The following is a 16044-nucleotide window of genomic DNA, read 5'->3' on the forward strand; positions in this document are numbered from 1 at the left end:
GACAATACGACGCCGAAGCCCGCCTAAGTGCCCCACGGCGGGGCCCAAGCTGGCCGGGAAGAATGGCAGACTGGCGCCATGACCGTCAGCTTCGTGTGCCGCACCGAGTCCCCTCTTCCAGTGGAGCTGCTGTTTGACCGGGCCCGCAGCATCGACCTGCACCTGGATTCCCAGCGGACCTCGGGGGAGCGGGCCGTAGCGGGAATCACCGAAGGGCTGATCGGGAGCGGCCAGGAGGTTACCTGGCGGGCACGGCACTTTGGCGTCCCCCTCACCATGACCAGCAGGGTCACGCACCTGGACTTCCCCCGCAGCTTCACGGACGAGCAGGTGAAGGGCCCCTTCAAGGCCTTCCGGCACGTCCACGACTTTGAAGCCACGGCCACCGGCAGCATCATGACCGACCGGGTGGAGTTCAGTGCCCCGCTCGGCGCCGCGGGCCGCGTCGTCGAACGCCTGGTCCTCAGGCCATACCTGGAACGGCTCATCCGGGACCGCGGCCGCTTCCTCGCGGCCGCGGGACAGGACGGCAGCAGGCACGACGGCGGCAGTCCGGCTATGTGACGCAGCGTTACCTTACGTGAACTGGTGTTGCTGAGCCTTTGTGGGCCATTGTGACGCAGCCCTACCGTTGATCCATGGCAATTCAGGATATTTACCCCACGGCGCTGCGGCTGCTCGGCCGCCCCGTGCTGGTGGTGGGCGGCGGACCCGTAGCCACCCGCCGCGCCAAGGGGTTGCTCGACGCCGGTGCCGTGGTCACCGTCGTGGCACCCGTTGCCTCTCCCGCGCTGCAGGACATGGCCGGCGCCGGCCTGCTCACCTGGGCAGCGCGCCCCTACGAATCCACGGACGTCGACGGCGCGTGGTTCGTCCAGACCGCCACCGGCGATCCCGCCGTGGACGCCCAGGTATCGGCCGACGGCGAGGCGCAGCGCGTCTGGTGCGTCAACGCCTCCGACCATGAAGCCTCCGCCGCCTGGACGCCCGCCGTCGCCGTGGTGGATGACGTCAAGATTGCCGTGAACGCCGGGGGAGACCCGCGCCGCGCCATGGCCGTCCGCGACGCCGTCGCCACCGCCCTGGAAACCGGGGACCTTCCGCTCCGCCGTCGCCGCGCCCACCGCGGCTCCGTTGCCCTGGTGGGCGGCGGCCCCGGCGATACCGGCCTCATCACCGTCCGCGGCCGCCGGCTCCTGGGCCAGGCCGACGTCGTGGTTGCCGACCGCCTGGGCCCCCGTGAACTCCTCAACGAACTCGCCCCGGACGTCCGCGTCATCGAAGTGGGCAAGACCCCCGGCCACCACCCCGTTCCGCAGGCCGACATCAACCGCATTCTGGTCGAGGAAGCGCTCAAGGGCCACCGGGTGGTCCGGCTCAAGGGCGGCGACCCGTACGTCCTGGGCCGCGGCGGCGAGGAAGCCGAACACTGCCGCCGGCACGGCGTCGAGGTTGAAGTGGTTTCCGGTGTCACGTCCGCCATCTCGGTGCCCGCGGCGGCAGGCATCCCCGTCACCCACCGCGGCCTCGCCAAGGGCTTCAGCGTGGTCACCGGCCACGAAGAACTGTCCGAAGTTCCCGCCCGCGCAGACCACACGATCGTCCTGCTCATGGGAGTGGGCCAGCTCCGGGAATCGGCATCCGCGCTGGGCGAAGCCGGACTGCCCGCCGGGACCCCTGTTGGTATCGTGGAAAACGGCTACTTGCCGGACCAGCGTGTCACCATCGGAACGCTCGGTTCCATTGCGGACCAGGCCGAAGCCGCCGGCGTCGCGAATCCCGCAGTGATTGTCATCGGTGACGTGGTGCGCGTGAGCCCGTTCGCGCCGTCGCACTTCAAAACCGCTGACTACAGCACCACCAGCCCCAACCAGCCCCGCAAGACCGTCTTCACCACCTGAAACCCATCGACTGCTCCGTAACGTCCGTTATGACCCTTCAAAACGGCCGTTACTCAGCAATCGATGCAGAAGAAAAGGAACACAGCCGTGTCATCTAGCACCACCGTAGGTTCTGCCGAGCGTCCGCTGCGCGTCGCCGTCGTGGGTTCCGGTCCGGCCGGCGTCTACGCCGCAGACATCCTCACCAAGAGCGAAGCCGTCAAGAGCGGCGAGCTGACCGTGAGCATCGACCTCTTTGACCGCTACCCGGCACCCTATGGCCTGATCCGCTACGGCGTGGCCCCGGACCACCCCCGCATCAAGGGTATCGTCAACGCCCTGCACAAGGTGCTGGACCGCGGCGACATCCGCTTCTTCGGCAACGTGGACTACGGCACGGACCTCACCATCGAGGACCTCCGCACGCACTACGACGCCGTCATCTTCGCCACCGGCGCCATCAAGGACGCGGACCTCAACATCCCCGGCATCGAGCTGGACGGCTCCTACGGCGGCGCAGACTTCGTGTCCTGGTACGACGGCCACCCGGACGTCTCCCGTGAATGGCCGCTCGAGGCCAAGGAAATCGCCGTGCTCGGCAACGGCAACGTGGCCCTGGACGTGGCCCGCGTCCTGTCCAAGCACGCCGATGACCTCTTGGTTTCCGAGATCCCGGACAACGTCTATGCGGGCCTGAAGAACTCTCCGGTCACCGACGTGCACGTCTTCGGCCGCCGCGGCCCGGCTCAGGTGAAGTTCACGCCGCTGGAGCTGCGCGAACTGTCCCACTCCAAGGACGTGGACATCATCCTGTACCCGGAGGACTTCGAGTTCGACGAGGAATCGGACCGCCAGATCCAGACGAACAACCAGACCAAGACCATGGTGGGCACTCTCACCAACTGGATCGCCGAGCAGCCTGAGGACCTTTCCGAGCTCAAGGCGTCCCGCCGCCTGCACCTGCACTTCCTGCACAGCCCGGTGGAGATCTACGACGACGCCGATGCCCCCGGCAAGGTGGCTGGCATCAAGTTCGAGCGCACCGAGCTGGACGGCACGGGCAACGCCCGCGGCACCGGCGAGTTTGTGGACTACCCGGTCCAGGCCGTCTACCGGGCCATCGGTTACTTCGGTTCCGCCCTGCCGGACGTGGAGTTCGACCACAAGAAGGGCGTCGTGACGAACGACGGCGGCCGCGTCCTGGACGCTGATGGCAACCACGTGCCGGGCATCTACGCCACCGGCTGGATCAAGCGCGGACCCGTGGGACTGATCGGCCACACCAAGGGCGACGCCCTCGAGACCGTGACCTACCTCCTCGAGGACCGCGAAAACCTGCCCGTTGCCGCGGCACCCGCCGAGGACGCCGTCGTCGAACTCCTGGACGCCCGCGGCGTGAAGTTCACCAGCTGGGAAGGCTGGCTGGCCCTGGACGCCCACGAGCTCGCCCTCGGTGCCGCAGCCACGGAGGCCGGCGGATCGCACGGTGTTGAGGTCAAGCGTGAGCGCATCAAGGTGGTGCCGCGCGAGGACATGGTTGCCATCTCCCGCGACGGCGTCGCAGCACAGGTCTAAAGCCCGTCCAAAGGCCCGCCGAACCTCCCGGTTCCGCGGGCCTTTGGCGTTAACCGGGCCGTGGGGCCCTTAACCCTGCTGCTCTATTTGCCCGCACCGCCGGCCGCCATCAGTTCCAGCCGGCGGAGGGTCTCACGGTTGCGGGCGGAAATGGCGGCGTCCCGCAGGACCTTGGGCACCAGCTTGCCCGGTCCGCGGATGGCGTCCTCGGCGATGGTCACGCGGCAGCCGTCCCCAGCCTCCTCAAGGGTGATCTCCACCTTGGCCTCGCCCATCGGCCAGCCCCGGGCAACCAGTTCCAGCGAACGGTTGGGTTCCACGGCGGTTACCCGGGAGCTGTCATCGATCACCAGCGGCCAGGCGCCCACGGAATGGTGCAGCCGGGATCCCACCTGTGGCCACTCGGCGTCCACATCCCGGATGCGTGACGCGCCGACCACCCATCCGGAATACAGCCAGCCGTCGGCAATGACCCGCCAGACGTCGCCGGGCGGGGAGCTGAAGTGCTGCGAAACGGTGGACATGGCGTTCCTTCCGGTTGCGGGGGTGCTGGCAGTGCTTTGCTTGGGCCGTTCCGGCTGGCCGCCGCCGGGGCGTGCGACGGCGGGAGGTGCTGTCCGCTGGGCCGCGCGGTACGAGGGCTTCCGCAGGCGCCGGGTCCACGCGTAGGCCTGTGCCCCCGGCGGCTGGTTTCCGAGTGGATCGAAGCGCAGGGGAGTGTCCGTTGGATGGGGTCCGGCGTGCAGCCGCAGTTCGCCGCACTCCCGCCACCGCCCTGACGGGGTGGTCCAGTGCAGTCCGAGGACCCACTCGCCTGACGCGAGGGATCCGGGCGGGAGGCTGCGGGTGCGCAGGCCCAGGAGGACAGGGCCCTGCCGGCCGCGGTAGGGCATCAGCGTGGTCATGGTGGCGCCGGCAACGTCCAGCCGCGGCCGCAGCAGGAAACGCCAGGGCAGGCGCCACCCGGTGGAGGCGAACAGAACGTCCGCCGGGCCGGGAGGAGCGTCGCCGTCACCTGGAGGGGTGACCCTCAGTGCGAGCCCCAGGATGTCGGGCAGCGTCTGGGGCAGGCCTATTGACCGGGAGAAGCGGGCCTCCACGGCATCCACTCCGGCGTTGTCGAGCCAGTCGATGCCGCTCGGGGCTGCGGGGCTGCCGGTGCGGGTGAGCTCGCCGGACAGGCCGAGCCCGTGAGGATGGATGGGCCGCTCCGGCCGGGCAACCTTCAGGAGCCGGAACAGGGCGGCGAACGCCTGCCCGGCGCTGCGTGTGGCGGCGGGCGCGCCGCCCGGGTGCTGGGTCATATTTACTCCCTACCCATAATCACGCGGGCTACATGTGCCCGAACCGGGCCCGGATCAGGGCGAAGATACCGTAGGCGATGAAGCCGGCACCAATGGCCACCAGCAGGTAGGGGCCGAAGGGGTGGTCGCGCAGGGCCTGGAGGCTTCCGTCCAGGCCGGTGGACTCTTCAGGGCTGTGCTTCGCCGCGGCGATGATGAACAGCAGCCCGGTGAGGCCCAGGGCGATGCCTTTGGCGATGTGCCCCACCACTCCCAGGCTGTCAACTATCCTGCCGCGCCTGGTCCCGTTGAAATGAAAGAGTTCCTCTTTCTTGAAGCCGCGGGTGACTCCCTTGACCACAAAGTAGACGCCGATTCCGATGATGGTCAGCCCCAACGCCACGAGCACCCACGGTCCCAGCGGATGGCCCATCAGTGCTGCGCTGAAGTCCCGCGTGCTGTCCCCGGAATCCCCGCGGAGCCCCACAGCGAAGCCGGCAAAGCTGAGCCCCACGCTGCCGTAGGCGATGGCCAGGAAGCCGGAGGACACCAGCTTTGCCACACGTTCCTTGCGTGGTTCGCCGCGCATCCTGAGGGTGGCCTCGCTGGCCTGCCACAGGGACAGCCCGGTGCAGGCCGCAACGCAGGCCCACATGACGGCAGGGCCCCAGGGGTTGGCGGCCAGCTGTTCAATGGCTCCGGTGGCGTCCGCCTGGCCGGGCTGGCCGAAGGCAATGGCAACGGCAATGGCCCCCACAATCACATGCAGCAGGGCCATGACCGCGAAGCCCAGCCGGGCCAGGACGTCCAGGACTTTGTGGTTTGACGCTTCCTCGACGGCATCTGCCGCCTGGCTGAGCGTGGATTCGCCATCGGACACAGGTCAGCCGTTCATGGGCCCTTCGGCGCGCAGCTTCTCCGCACCGGGTCCTTCGACGTGGACGGTGCAGCGGACCACCAGGCGTCCCGGCGCGTTGTCCAGCTCCACCAGGGAATCGTTGCCGCTGAGGACCGTGAAGACTTCCGAGCCTGCCACCACGTCCACGTGCTTGGCCTGCGCGGTCTCGCGGGCGTTGCGCAGCGCCTCGTCCTGGAGGCCGCCAACGTACGTGCCATCACTTTCGCGGGCCGGGTCCCCGAAGGCCCAGCCGAACAATGTCCCTGTATTTCCCATGGCCACGATATTACGCGTTCCCGCCGACAGGGACGGGCTTTCGTAACATTAGTAAGTGTGCTTACCATGGGCGGACAGTGGCCATGGTTGGGCCACGGAAAGCCAACGCCGCTCCGGCGGCAGCTCGGAACCAGTTCAACGTTAGGAATGTACAACATGGCAGGAAACCTCATTGCCCGGTCAGTCCACGATCTGACGGCAGCAGCATGGTTCGGCGGCTCCCTGATGGGCGCCATCGGATTGAACGGCGCGGCAGCGGAAGCAAAGGACCCCTCCGAACGCACCCGGCTTTCGAGCGCGGGCTGGATGCGGTGGGCTCCGGTCCAGACGGCAGCGTTCGCCACGCACCTCGCCGCCGACCTCGCCATAGCCTTCGAGAACAAGGGCCGCATCGCCAAGCAGGACGGCGTTGCCCGGGACACGGTCATCAAGACCGCCGTGACCGTGGCAGGCGCGGCCGTCACGCTCTATTCCGGCATCCTCGGCAAGAAGGTGGAGAAGCTCGCCGGTGAAGGGTCCGAAGGTGCCACCGAGCCGCGGCCCGGCGCATCCGATGAACTGAAGGCCGCGCAGCAGCAGCTCAAGGCCCTCCAGTGGGTCATCCCCGCCTTCGCGGGGGCAGTGGTGGTTCTTGGCGCCAAGCACGGCGAGATGCAGCGGCCCAAAAACGTCTTCGCGGGCCTGCAGCGCTGACCGCGGCCTTGCTCGCTGAAGCGGGCAAGGCACACGACGGCGGCCCCGCACCCTTCAAGGCGAAAGGTGCGGGGCCGCCGTCGTGCGTTAGGGGCTACTTAGCCGCGGTCCCGGCAACCATCGGGTCCCGGCCGGCGCCCTGCCCGTCGTCGGTGGTCCAGACTTTGATGATGGCCCAGGCAACGGCAGTGATGGGTACAGCCAGGACCGCGCCCACAATGCCGGCCAGGAGGGTGCCCGCGGTGAGGGCAAGAAGGATGACCAGCGCGTGCAGCTGCAGCGACTTGCCCATGACCACCGGCTGAAGCAGGTTGCCCTCAAGCTGGTTGACGGCCACCACCACTGCCACCACGATCAACGCCACCACCGGACCGTTCGCTACCAGGGCTACCAGGGCGGCGAGGATGCCTGCCATGGTGGCACCGACAATCGGAATGAACGCGCCGATGAACACCACCATGGCAAGGGGCAGCGCCAGCGGAACCTGGAGGATCAGCAGTGCGGCGCCAATGCCCACTGTGTCCACCAGGGCAACGATGGCGGTGCCGCGGACGTAGCCGCCCAGCACTTCCTGGCTGCGGGTACCCACACGGCGCAGGCGGCTGGCGCGAGCGCCCGTAAAGGGGCTGATCAGGAAACTCCAGATCCGCTCGCCGTCCTTGAGGAAGAAGAACAGGATGACCACCAGGAGCACGGCTCCGGTCAGGAATTCCGTCACCACGGACAGTCCGGTGATGGCGCCGGAGCGGGTCTGGCTGCTGGTGGCGAAGTCCACGATCGCGTTCCGGGCAGCATCGATTTGCGCTTCGTCAACGTGCAGCGGCCCGCTTTGAAGGAAGCTTTGCAGCTGGTCCAGCCCCGAGCTGGCTTGCTGGACCAGGTCGTCCCATTGGCTCCGGACCGAGAAATAGATAACGGTGAAAACCCCGCCCAGGACAACCAGGAGCGACACGAAAGCAATGACTGTGGCAAGGGCGTCGTTAATGCCGCGCCTTTTGAGGACGTTCACGAACGGGCTGATGGCGGCGGCCAGGATCAGGGCGATCAGCATGGGGATTACCAGCAGCTTGACCTGCAGGAGTGCGAAGACCGTTACTACGGACACCGCAAGGATGAGCAAGGTCTGGGCTGCGCGTATACCCACACGGCCGTAGCCATCGCCCCACAGTTGCTGCGGGGTCTTGCTGCCGCCCTCCGGGGTGGCGGCAGTTCCATGCTCGGAACATGTGCGGCGGGGATGGCGGGAGAACAGGGCCATGGCGAGGGTCCTCAGGGGTAAGCGAATTCCACCGGAACACGGCGGAAGAGGGGAGCTGGGTCAGCTAGTAAGCCTACTGACCGGTCCGGCCCAGGCGAAACGGGCCGCCTATGTGGTGAGCCATTCGGCGCAGGAGTTCAGGTTCCGGTTGACAGTGGCCACCGCGGCATCAGCGTCGCCGCGCTCGATCGCATCCACCAGGACGCCATGCCCCTCGAGGGGAAGCCCGTCGAAGCCCGGCCTCTTCTGCTGCGCCAGGAGGTCCTGGTGCAGGGCCGGGCCAAAGCTGACGTACAGCTCATGCAGCAGGGGATTGCCCGACGCCTGCGCCACCCGTGCGTGGAAGCCCCAGTCCGCCGTTGCCCAGGCCTCGCAGTCGCCGCTGCGCCAGGCCTGGTCCCGGGCGGTGAGGAGCGCCCGGAGTGCTGTGACGTCGTCGGCCGTGGCGTGCTTGGCAGCGAGCCGGGCCGCCTGGGTGTCCAGGCCCAGCCGTACCTCCAGGATGTGTTCGGCGGTGTGGTCCTGGAACAGCCGGCGGGCGGCGCCGGAAATTTCGCTGGTGGCGCGCACGTAAGTTCCATCGCCCCGCCGGACCTCCAGCATCCCGCTGTGCGCCAGGGCCTTGACCGCCTCGCGGAGCGTGCCGCGCGAAACGCCCAGGCGGGCTATGAGCTCAGATTCGGAGGGGATCCGCTGTTGGAGCGGCCACTCGCCGGAGTGGATCATGGCGCGCAGTTTGGCGGTGACCTCGTCGGCAAGCGCGGGCCGGACGGACGGGCTAAGGCTCATGGGTTGCTACTTTACTTTCCCGGACGTGAGCAGATGCGCCACCGCCATCTGCACCACGGCCAGCACCAGCAGCAGTGCCAGCGGCAGTGTCCAGCCGCCGGTGGCGCTGTGCAGCATGCCCATGCCGAACGGGCCGGCTGTGGCCAGGAGGTAGCCGGTGGACTGGGCCAGCGTGGACAGCGCCGTGGTCTCGGCAGTGTCCCTTCCGCTGCGGCTGATCATCACCATGACCAGCGGGAAAATGCCCAGCCCGAATCCCAGCAGCACCGCCGGAATCAGTGACAGGCTGACGGGCAGGAACAGCAGCAGCGCCACGCCCGCGGCCATGGTGGTGCTGACCAGGTAGAACGCGGGCCGCAGCATGCCCGGCCTGGAACCCAGCGCAATCAGCAGCACGCCGGCGGGCACGGACACCAGCTGCATCACGCCGAACAACAGCCCGCTCTCCGAGGCGCTGAGGCCCAGCGTGGTGAGCATGTAGGGGAACCAACTCAGGAGTGCGTAGGCGAGCAGCGCCTGCAGCGTGAAGATTGCGGTGAGGAGTGCGCCCTTGCGGGTCCGCAGCAGCGGCCACGGCAAGGTGCCGGCGCCCGCGGGCCGGGCGCTGTGCCGGTGGGCGTGCAGTGCAACGGGCAGGAAGCCCAGCAGCGCGGCCAGGGCCATGATGCCGATGGAGCCCACCGCTGCCGACGGCGAGCCGAGGGCCTGCGCCAGCGGCACCACGGCTACGGACGTCACGGTGCCGCCGGTGGTCATGGTGACGGTGTAGACCGCCGTCATCAGCGACGTGCGGGCCGCGAAGTGTTCGCGGATGAAGGACGGCATGGCCACGTTGCATACAGCCAGCCCGGACATGCCCACCACGGTTCCGGCCACCAGCATTCCGGTGGCGGGAATGCCCCGCAGGAGGAGCCCGCCGGCCAGCAGGGCCAGGGAGAGAAGGATGGCCTTCTCCACGCCCACCTTGCCCGTCAGCCACGACGTCGCCGCACCCGCCAGCGCAAAGCACAGTGTGGGGATGGACGGGATGATGGCCGCCACCAGCGGGCCATAGCCGAGTATCAGCTGCAGGTCGTGCAGCAGCGCTGACGCGCCCGTGATGCCGGCGCGCAGGTTCAGCCCGATGAGCACCAGGGCGACGACGCTGAACACGACGGCGGTACGCGTCTTCGGCGCTGCCAATCCTTGCGCTGCGGTGTTGAGGGCGTCCTCAGGTGCGGCGACAGATGCTGGCGGGTGTGATGTGCGTGTGGCGGCAGGGGGCGGAGAAGCGGACATCTCTCCAGAGTAAAGGTTAGACGTTTGATGTCTAGTGTTTTGTGGGGAAGCTCTCCCGGCCCTGAAGGTGGGGGCCATAGAATGCGAGCGGGAGCCCGGCGGCCCGGCTGATCCGGCCGCAGCCGGTACCGGATGCGTGGGAGGAGCGGTTGTGAAGGCTGTGCAGGCAGTGGAGGTCGAGAAGAAGTACGACGTCGGCGATGATGCCGTAGTGCCGCAGCTCCAGGACCTTCCCGGAGTAGCGAGGGTGGGGGAGGCCCACACCGCCGAATTGGAAGCCGTCTACTTCGACACAGGCCAGCGGACCCTGCAGTCCTGCCGCATCACCCTGCGGCGGCGGACAAGAGGGGCCGACGCCGGATGGCACCTTAAGCTTCCGGCGGAAGCGACGTCACCCGGGGAAGCCGGCCCCCGGAATCTCGTGCAGGGCGCCGTTCCTGAAGGTGCGCCCAAGGCGGAGTCCGAACCCCCGCGGCGGCGCGAGCTGCACGCCCCGCTGGGCCAGCCCGACGTCGTTCCCGACAGCCTGCTGGCCTACGTGCAGGCCTTTGTGCGCGGGAACCCCCTCGTGCCCGTGGTACGGCTGAAGACCGAGCGGACAACCTACCCGCTCTACGGACCTGACGGCGTGCACCTGGCCGACCTCGCAGACGACAGGGTGGACGCCCAACCCCTCGGCGGCGGCGCGGCCGCCGGCGGGAAGCGCTGGCGCGAATGGGAACTGGAGCTGGTCCATGGATCGGCCAGCCTGTTTGAACCTGCCGGCCACGTCCTCGCCGCCGCCGGCGCCCGCCCGGCCGGCCACGCGTCCAAGCTGGCCAAGGCGCTCGGGGCGGGCGGAACGGCGAAGGTCCCGGGCAGCGAAACGGGCGGCGGCACCGCCCTGCTGGCGGGGAAGAAGGCTCCGGCAGCCGCCGTCGTCACCGTCTTCCTTGCGGGCCAGCTCAATCAGCTTCTTGAGCGCGACGCCGGAGTGCGCTTGGAGGAGCCGGAAGCGATTCACGACATGCGCTCGGCCGCCCGCCGGATGCGGTCTGCGCTCGCCGCCTACCGCAAGCTCTACCGTGCCGTTCCCGTGCGTCGCCTGCGTGACGAGCTCTCATGGCTGGGCGGGGTGCTCGGTGCGCCCCGGGATGCCGAGGTGCTGCGCTCCCGTTTGCTGGGCCAGGTGGCTGAACTGCCGCCGGGCGAGGGGACCGAAGCAGCCCGGGACTTCCTGGACCGCCGCGCCGGAGCAACGTTCGACGCCGGGTACCGGCTCCTGCAGGAGGCGCTGGCGTCCGAGCGCTACTTCCGGCTCCTGGACAGCCTCGAGGATTTCCGGGACACCCCGCCGGTCCGCGGCACCGCCGTGGAGCCGGGGCGGCGCGCGGTGGCGAAAGCGGTGGACAAGGCGGCCAAGCGGATCCGGCGTTCCCATAAGGCGGCCTCGCACGCCCGCCGGGGAAGCGAGCGTGAAACCGCCCTCCACCAGGTGCGCAAGGATGCCAAGCGGCTGCGGCATGTCGCAGAATCTGCGGCGGCAGTCAGCGGCAAACGCGCCCGAAAGGTAGCCAAGGCCGCGCACCGGCAGCAGAAGATCCTCGGCGATTACCACGACGCCGTCATTGCCCGGGACCTACTGGCCGGACTGGGCTCCGAAGCGCCGCCGGCGGCCGCAGATGCGTTTGCGGCCCTGCTGGCCAGGCAGCATGAGCTGATGTCCGCAGCGGAGAAGAAGTACCGCAAGGCGCGCAGGAAGTCACGGCACCTCCTGCGGGGCGGCGTCCTCTAACCCCCTGTTTGCGTCATCAGATCGGGTCCCTGAAACCCTGTGTCAGGGACCCGATCTGATAGCGCAACGCGGGTCAGGGGCGAGTTCCCGTGGGCAGCGTGAGGATCTCGGCCCCGTCCTCGGTGATGGCGATGGTGTGTTCGGTGTGCGCCGTCCGGCAGCCCGTGGAGCTGCGGAGCGTCCAGCCGTCCGCGTCAGTGACGAGTTCGGCCGTATCCGCCATGATCCACGGTTCCAACGCAAGCATCAGTCCGGGGCGGAGCTTGAAGCCGCGTCCGGGCCGGCCCATGTTGGGCACGTGCGGATCCTGGTGCATGGTGGAGCCGATGCCGTGGCCGCCGAACTGCCTGTTGATGGGGTAGCCGGCATCGGTGAGGACGCGGCCGATGGCGTAGGAAACGTCCCCGATCTTGGCATTCGGGCCTGCGGCTGCGATGCCTGCGGCGAGGGCGCGCTCGGTGGCATCGATCATGGCCACGCTTTCGGCTGGCCCTGAACCGCCCACCAGGAAGCTGATGGCGGCGTCTGCGGCAATGCCGTCCTTGACGACGGCGAGGTCAAGGGTCAGCAGGTCCCCGTCTGCCAGCGCGTAGTCGCGGGGGAGCCCGTGCAGCACGGCGTCATTGACGCCGGTGCAGATGTAGTGCCCGAACGGCCCGCGCCCAAAGGACGGTGCGTAGTCCACGTAGCAGGATTCGGCGCCCGCCTCGGTAATCATCTCCGCGGTCCAGCGGTCGATCTCCAGCAGGTTCGTACCCACGGTGGCCCGGCCCTTCATTGCCTGGAGGATGTCGGCCACCAGGGCGCCCGTGACCCGGGCCTTGGCGATCTCGGCGGGGTTGAGGATTTCGATCATGCGGTGCCCTTTCCGGTGGCTGGCTGGTTCCGTAGGTGGCTTCCTGTGTTTCCAGCAGGGTTCACGGCCAATAACTATACCGGTCATATTATCCCGGTATTATCATTGGAACTATGGTCAGACTGCCGCTTACCCCCGAAGAAGTCCAGCGCGGACAGCGCCTCGGTGCGCTGCTGCGGCGTGCCCGGGGCGACCGCTCGATGCTTGAGACGGCGCTCGACGCCCTGGTGTCTCCGGAGACCCTGCGGAAGATCGAGTCGGGCCGCGTGGCCACGCCTGCTTTTCCCACCATTGCGGCCATCGCCGACGTCCTGGGGCTTTCCCTCGACGCCGTGTGGGCCGAGATCAATGAACCGCCGTCAGGGACCGGCCGGGCCACCGCCCGCACGGCTCCACAGCGGCTCGCGTCCTAGGCTCCGGCACCGTGCCCGCTCCCCGCGGTCGGGCGGCTATTTCCCCTGCCGCGCGGACAGACGGGCCACGGCCAGGGCCAGCCACAGCTGCACCCGGTCCGCCGTGACCGAGGGATCGTACCCGGTCAGTTCGGTGATCTGGGCCAGCCGGTACCGGACAGTGTTCCGGTGCAGGGTGAGCTGCTCCGCCACGGCCGCCACCGAGCCGTTGTTGGTCAGGTAGCTCTCCAGCGTGGTCATCAGCTCGGCGCCGTGCGCGGCATCGAAGGCCCGCAGCGGGTTCAGCGATTCGTGGGCCATGTCCGCCAGGGGCACGTCCTCGCTGGCCAGCAGGAGCGAGGTCAGGCTCAACCGTTCAGGCTCGTTGACCGGCAGCCCGTGGCCTGCGGCATCGCGGGCCTCGAAGTAGCTCCAGCGCAGGCCGTTCGGCTTCGTGTAGGCGCCGCCGATGCCGATGGTGGCGTGGATGCCCGCCTCAGCCAGGTGGTCGCTGAGCTGGCGCGCCAGGGCCGGCGCCGCGCCGCCGTCGTCGTTGATCACCACCACCAGGTCCTTGCCCACGACGGCGGCCACGGTTCCTTCCAGCGCACGCGGAACCGATGTGCTCCCCAAGGCCTTGTTGTGGGCAGGGGAGACAGCCAGCAGCACCACGTTCTTGCGGGTGCTGTTGATGCCCACCCCGGCCAGCCTCCGCTGCGCCTCACTGGTCTCAAGGGCGCCGTGGATGACGTCCTCGAGCACTTGGCCGCACAGGGCACGCTGCGCCTGCCGCTGCTTGACCATGTTGTTCAGCTCCACGCTGATGAGGTTCTGCGCATAGCCCACGATTCCCGTGTCCTCGAACGGCTGGCGGACCCAGAGCGTGCAGGCGTCGCGGCGGCCGGTGGGGATGGGAAAGGATGACCAGGCATCGGCTGCGGGGGCGGCGGTGCTGCTGTTGTACAGCTGTGCTGTGAACTGCGTGAGTGCGATGTCCGTGCGGAGCATGCTGCCGAGCTGCTTGAGCAGTTCGGCGAGGCCGCCGCCGGTGAGCAGCGCACGGGCCAGGATCTGGTGCCCGGCGATCAGGCGTTCGAGCTTGGAGTAGTGGTCCGCGGACTGCGCATCCGCCACCAGTTTGGTGATGGCGATGAAGGGGGTCTCGTACGGGACTTCCACCACGGGCAGGCCCCAGCGGTTTGCCTCCGCCAGCAGCGCCGGCGGCACCGCCTCGTGCGAGAGCCCCACTCCGAATCCGATCCCCACGGCGCCGGCCCGCTGGACCTGGCGGACAAAGCGTCGCTGCTCCGGGGCGGACTTCAATCTCAGCCCCGTGGTGAGGATCAGTTCGCCGCCGTTGAGGAACCGCTGCGGGTCTTCCAGCTCCGTAACGGCAACCCAGTTGATGTCCTGGTGCCAGGTGGTCTCCGCAACCCCTGCCTTGGACAGCTTCAGGGAGTTCACGCCCAGCAGGGCGGCGAGGGAAATGGCCATGGAACAAGGATACGGGGATGCTGGACAACCGCACTAAGCCCTTGCGCGAAGGGTGTGCAGGTGGCTATTCACTCGGGTTGGGGGCTGGCATAGGCTCAAGGCAGTTCCATCCATCCGCCGTGGTCTCCGCCGGGCGCGTTGGCCCCTAAGAAAGAGGTTGCACACCGTGGTCCAAACCTTGCAGAACTTCATCAACGGGAAGTTCGTCACCCCCGCCGGCACCGAGGTGCTGGACGTGGTCAACCCCACCAACGGGGAAGTCGTGGCCCACTCGCCGATCTCTGTGCAGGCGGACGTGGACGCCGCCATGGCTGCTGCCGCGGAGGCGTTCAAGAGCTGGAAGCACGCAACCCCCGGCCAGCGCCAGCTGATGCTGCTCAAGCTCGCCGACGCCGTCGAGGCCAACAGCGACGAACTCGTCGAGGCGCAGCACCGCAACACCGGCCAGGTCCGCTCCCTGATCGCGTCCGAGGAAGTTGCTGCCGGCGCCGACCAGCTGCGGTTCTTCGCCGGTGCCGCCCGCATCCTTGAGGGCAAGTCCGCCGGTGAGTACTTCGAGGGCCACACCTCGTACGTCCGACGCGAGCCCATCGGCGTGGTGGCGCAGGTGGCCCCGTGGAACTACCCGTTCCTCATGGCCATCTGGAAGATCGGCCCGGCCCTGGCCGCCGGCAACACCGTGGTCCTCAAGCCCTCGGACACCACCCCGGAGTCCACGCTGGTCCTCGCCCGGCTGGCTGGAGAGATCCTGCCGGCAGGTGTCCTGAACGTGGTGCTTGGCACCGGCAAAACCGGCGCCATGATGGTGGACCACAAGGTCCCCGGCCTGGTGTCCATCACCGGCTCGGTCCGCGCCGGCATTGCCGTCGCTTCCGGCGCCGCCAAGGGCCTCAAGCGCGCCCACCTGGAACTTGGCGGCAAGGCACCCGCCATCGTCTTCAAGGACGCCGACATCAAGAAGAGCGCCGCGGCCATCGCCGAATTCGCGTTCTTCAACGCCGGCCAGGACTGCACCGCCATCACCCGCGTCCTGGTGGAGGACTCCGTGCACGATGACGTTGTCGCCGCCATGGTGGAGCACACCCGGACCCTGCACACCGGTTCGCAGAACGACGAAGACAACTACTTCGGGCCTTTGAACAACGTGAACCACTTCAACGCCGTCACGTCCGTGGTGGAGAACCTGCCGGCCAACTGCCGCATCGAAACCGGCGGCCACCGGGCGGGGGAGAAGGGCTACTTCTTCGAGCCCACCATCATCACCGGCGCCAAGCAGACCGATGACGTGGTGCAGCAGGAGACTTTCGGCCCCGTTATCACCGTCCAGAAGTTCAGCACTGAGGAGGAAGCCGTGGAGCTGGCCAACGGGGTTGAATACGCCCTCGCCTCCAGCGTCTGGACCACCGACCACGGCACTGCCATGCGCCTCAGCCGGGACCTCGACTTCGGCGCTGTCTGGATCAACACCCACATCCTCCTCACAGCCGAAATGCCCCACGGCGGCTTCAAACAGTCCGGCTACGGCAAGGACCTCTCCATGTACGGCGTGGAGGACTACACGCGCATCAAGCACGTCATGTCCGCCCTCGACTCCTAGA

Annotated in this window: 15 protein-coding genes; 7 read left to right on the forward strand and 8 right to left on the reverse strand. The window is 68.2% G+C overall.

Going from position 1 to position 16044, the window contains the following annotated elements:
* Positions 1–78: 78 nt before the first annotated feature.
* From AC1DBN_RS07375 to AC1DBN_RS07385, 3 genes are all read left to right on the forward strand, one after another.
* Positions 79–564, forward strand: coding sequence for an SRPBCC family protein (locus AC1DBN_RS07375; protein ID WP_477722904.1), 486 nt, complete (start codon positions 79–81; stop codon positions 562–564).
* 74 nt (positions 565–638) lie between these two features.
* Positions 639–1901 (forward strand): uroporphyrinogen-III C-methyltransferase, encoded by a 1263-nt coding sequence (gene cobA / locus AC1DBN_RS07380; protein WP_477722905.1) that lies wholly within the window; start codon positions 639–641, stop codon positions 1899–1901.
* An 87-nt stretch (positions 1902–1988) separates the two neighbouring features.
* The gene (locus AC1DBN_RS07385) at positions 1989–3455 is read left to right on the forward strand and encodes an FAD-dependent oxidoreductase (RefSeq protein WP_477722906.1); all 1467 of its coding nucleotides are present in this window, start codon (positions 1989–1991) and stop codon (positions 3453–3455) included.
* Positions 3456–3538: 83 nt separating this feature from the next.
* Here the strand turns inward: AC1DBN_RS07385 and AC1DBN_RS07390 are convergent, their stop codons facing one another.
* Genes AC1DBN_RS07390 through AC1DBN_RS07400 form a run of 3 tightly spaced genes read right to left on the reverse strand, consistent with a single transcriptional unit; the run spans position 3539 to position 5912 of the window.
* Positions 3539–4759, reverse strand: coding sequence for an SRPBCC family protein (locus AC1DBN_RS07390; RefSeq protein WP_314214137.1), 1221 nt, complete (start codon positions 4757–4759; stop codon positions 3539–3541).
* Between the two features lie 28 nt (positions 4760–4787).
* The gene (locus AC1DBN_RS07395; protein WP_091722244.1) at positions 4788–5618 is read right to left on the reverse strand and encodes a DUF1206 domain-containing protein; all 831 of its coding nucleotides are present in this window, start codon (positions 5616–5618) and stop codon (positions 4788–4790) included.
* A 3-nt stretch (positions 5619–5621) separates the two neighbouring features.
* Positions 5622–5912: a hypothetical protein gene (locus tag AC1DBN_RS07400; RefSeq protein ID WP_091724080.1), complete on the reverse strand. Its 291-nt coding sequence runs from the start codon at positions 5910–5912 to the stop codon at positions 5622–5624.
* A 156-nt stretch (positions 5913–6068) separates the two neighbouring features.
* On the opposite strand from AC1DBN_RS07400, the gene AC1DBN_RS07405 reads away from it, so the two are divergent.
* Entirely contained in the window at positions 6069–6605 is a 537-nt protein-coding gene (locus tag AC1DBN_RS07405; RefSeq protein ID WP_091722242.1) for a hypothetical protein, read from the forward strand.
* 94 nt (positions 6606–6699) lie between these two features.
* On the opposite strand, the gene AC1DBN_RS07410 is transcribed toward AC1DBN_RS07405, so the two are convergent.
* The 3 genes from AC1DBN_RS07410 to AC1DBN_RS07420 all read right to left on the reverse strand — a co-directional run bounded on the left by AC1DBN_RS07410 (position 6700) and on the right by AC1DBN_RS07420 (position 9930).
* Positions 6700–7863 (reverse strand): AI-2E family transporter, encoded by a 1164-nt coding sequence (locus AC1DBN_RS07410; protein WP_477722907.1) that lies wholly within the window; start codon positions 7861–7863, stop codon positions 6700–6702.
* A gap of 108 nt (positions 7864–7971) precedes the next feature.
* Positions 7972–8652, reverse strand: a complete 681-nt coding sequence (locus AC1DBN_RS07415) for a FadR/GntR family transcriptional regulator (RefSeq protein ID WP_477722908.1) — start codon at positions 8650–8652, stop codon at positions 7972–7974.
* A 6-nt stretch (positions 8653–8658) separates the two neighbouring features.
* Positions 8659–9930: an MFS transporter gene (locus tag AC1DBN_RS07420; RefSeq protein WP_477722909.1), complete on the reverse strand. Its 1272-nt coding sequence runs from the start codon at positions 9928–9930 to the stop codon at positions 8659–8661.
* Between the two features lie 151 nt (positions 9931–10081).
* Here AC1DBN_RS07420 and AC1DBN_RS07425 point away from each other — a divergent pair, with 151 nt between their 5' ends.
* Positions 10082–11704 (forward strand): CYTH and CHAD domain-containing protein, encoded by a 1623-nt coding sequence (locus tag AC1DBN_RS07425; protein WP_477722910.1) that lies wholly within the window; start codon positions 10082–10084, stop codon positions 11702–11704.
* Between the two features lie 73 nt (positions 11705–11777).
* Here the strand turns inward: AC1DBN_RS07425 and map are convergent, their stop codons facing one another.
* Positions 11778–12560 (reverse strand): type I methionyl aminopeptidase, encoded by a 783-nt coding sequence (gene map, locus AC1DBN_RS07430; RefSeq protein ID WP_091722230.1) that lies wholly within the window; start codon positions 12558–12560, stop codon positions 11778–11780.
* Between the two features lie 113 nt (positions 12561–12673).
* Between map and AC1DBN_RS07435 the strand changes: the two genes are divergently transcribed.
* Complete coding sequence (locus AC1DBN_RS07435) at positions 12674–12973, forward strand: helix-turn-helix domain-containing protein (RefSeq protein WP_477722911.1); 300 nt, start codon at positions 12674–12676, stop codon at positions 12971–12973.
* A 36-nt stretch (positions 12974–13009) separates the two neighbouring features.
* Here AC1DBN_RS07435 and AC1DBN_RS07440 read toward each other — a convergent pair whose 3' ends face one another.
* The gene (locus tag AC1DBN_RS07440) at positions 13010–14446 is read right to left on the reverse strand and encodes a PucR family transcriptional regulator (protein ID WP_477722912.1); all 1437 of its coding nucleotides are present in this window, start codon (positions 14444–14446) and stop codon (positions 13010–13012) included.
* A 166-nt stretch (positions 14447–14612) separates the two neighbouring features.
* Between AC1DBN_RS07440 and AC1DBN_RS07445 the strand changes: the two genes are divergently transcribed.
* Entirely contained in the window at positions 14613–16043 is a 1431-nt protein-coding gene (locus tag AC1DBN_RS07445; RefSeq protein WP_091724078.1) for an aminobutyraldehyde dehydrogenase, read from the forward strand.
* The last annotated feature ends 1 nt before the right edge of the window (position 16044 follow it).

This window comes from Pseudarthrobacter sp. 10T415 (assembly GCF_056394175.1).

Coding starts and splice junctions, on each gene's coding strand:
- AC1DBN_RS07375 (WP_477722904.1), top strand. CDS start 79: ATGACCGTCAGCTTCGTGTGCCGCACCGAGTCCCCTCTTCCAGTGGAG.
- cobA (WP_477722905.1), top strand. CDS start 639: ATGGCAATTCAGGATATTTACCCCACGGCGCTGCGGCTGCTCGGCCGC.
- AC1DBN_RS07390 (WP_314214137.1), bottom strand. CDS start 4,759: ATGACCCAGCACCCGGGCGGCGCGCCCGCCGCCACACGCAGCGCCGGG.
- AC1DBN_RS07400 (WP_091724080.1), bottom strand. CDS start 5,912: ATGGGAAATACAGGGACATTGTTCGGCTGGGCCTTCGGGGACCCGGCC.
- AC1DBN_RS07405 (WP_091722242.1), top strand. CDS start 6,069: ATGGCAGGAAACCTCATTGCCCGGTCAGTCCACGATCTGACGGCAGCA.
- AC1DBN_RS07410 (WP_477722907.1), bottom strand. CDS start 7,863: ATGGCCCTGTTCTCCCGCCATCCCCGCCGCACATGTTCCGAGCATGGA.
- AC1DBN_RS07415 (WP_477722908.1), bottom strand. CDS start 8,652: ATGAGCCTTAGCCCGTCCGTCCGGCCCGCGCTTGCCGACGAGGTCACC.
- AC1DBN_RS07420 (WP_477722909.1), bottom strand. CDS start 9,930: ATGTCCGCTTCTCCGCCCCCTGCCGCCACACGCACATCACACCCGCCA.
- map (WP_091722230.1), bottom strand. CDS start 12,560: ATGATCGAAATCCTCAACCCCGCCGAGATCGCCAAGGCCCGGGTCACG.
- AC1DBN_RS07435 (WP_477722911.1), top strand. CDS start 12,674: ATGGTCAGACTGCCGCTTACCCCCGAAGAAGTCCAGCGCGGACAGCGC.
- AC1DBN_RS07440 (WP_477722912.1), bottom strand. CDS start 14,446: ATGGCCATTTCCCTCGCCGCCCTGCTGGGCGTGAACTCCCTGAAGCTG.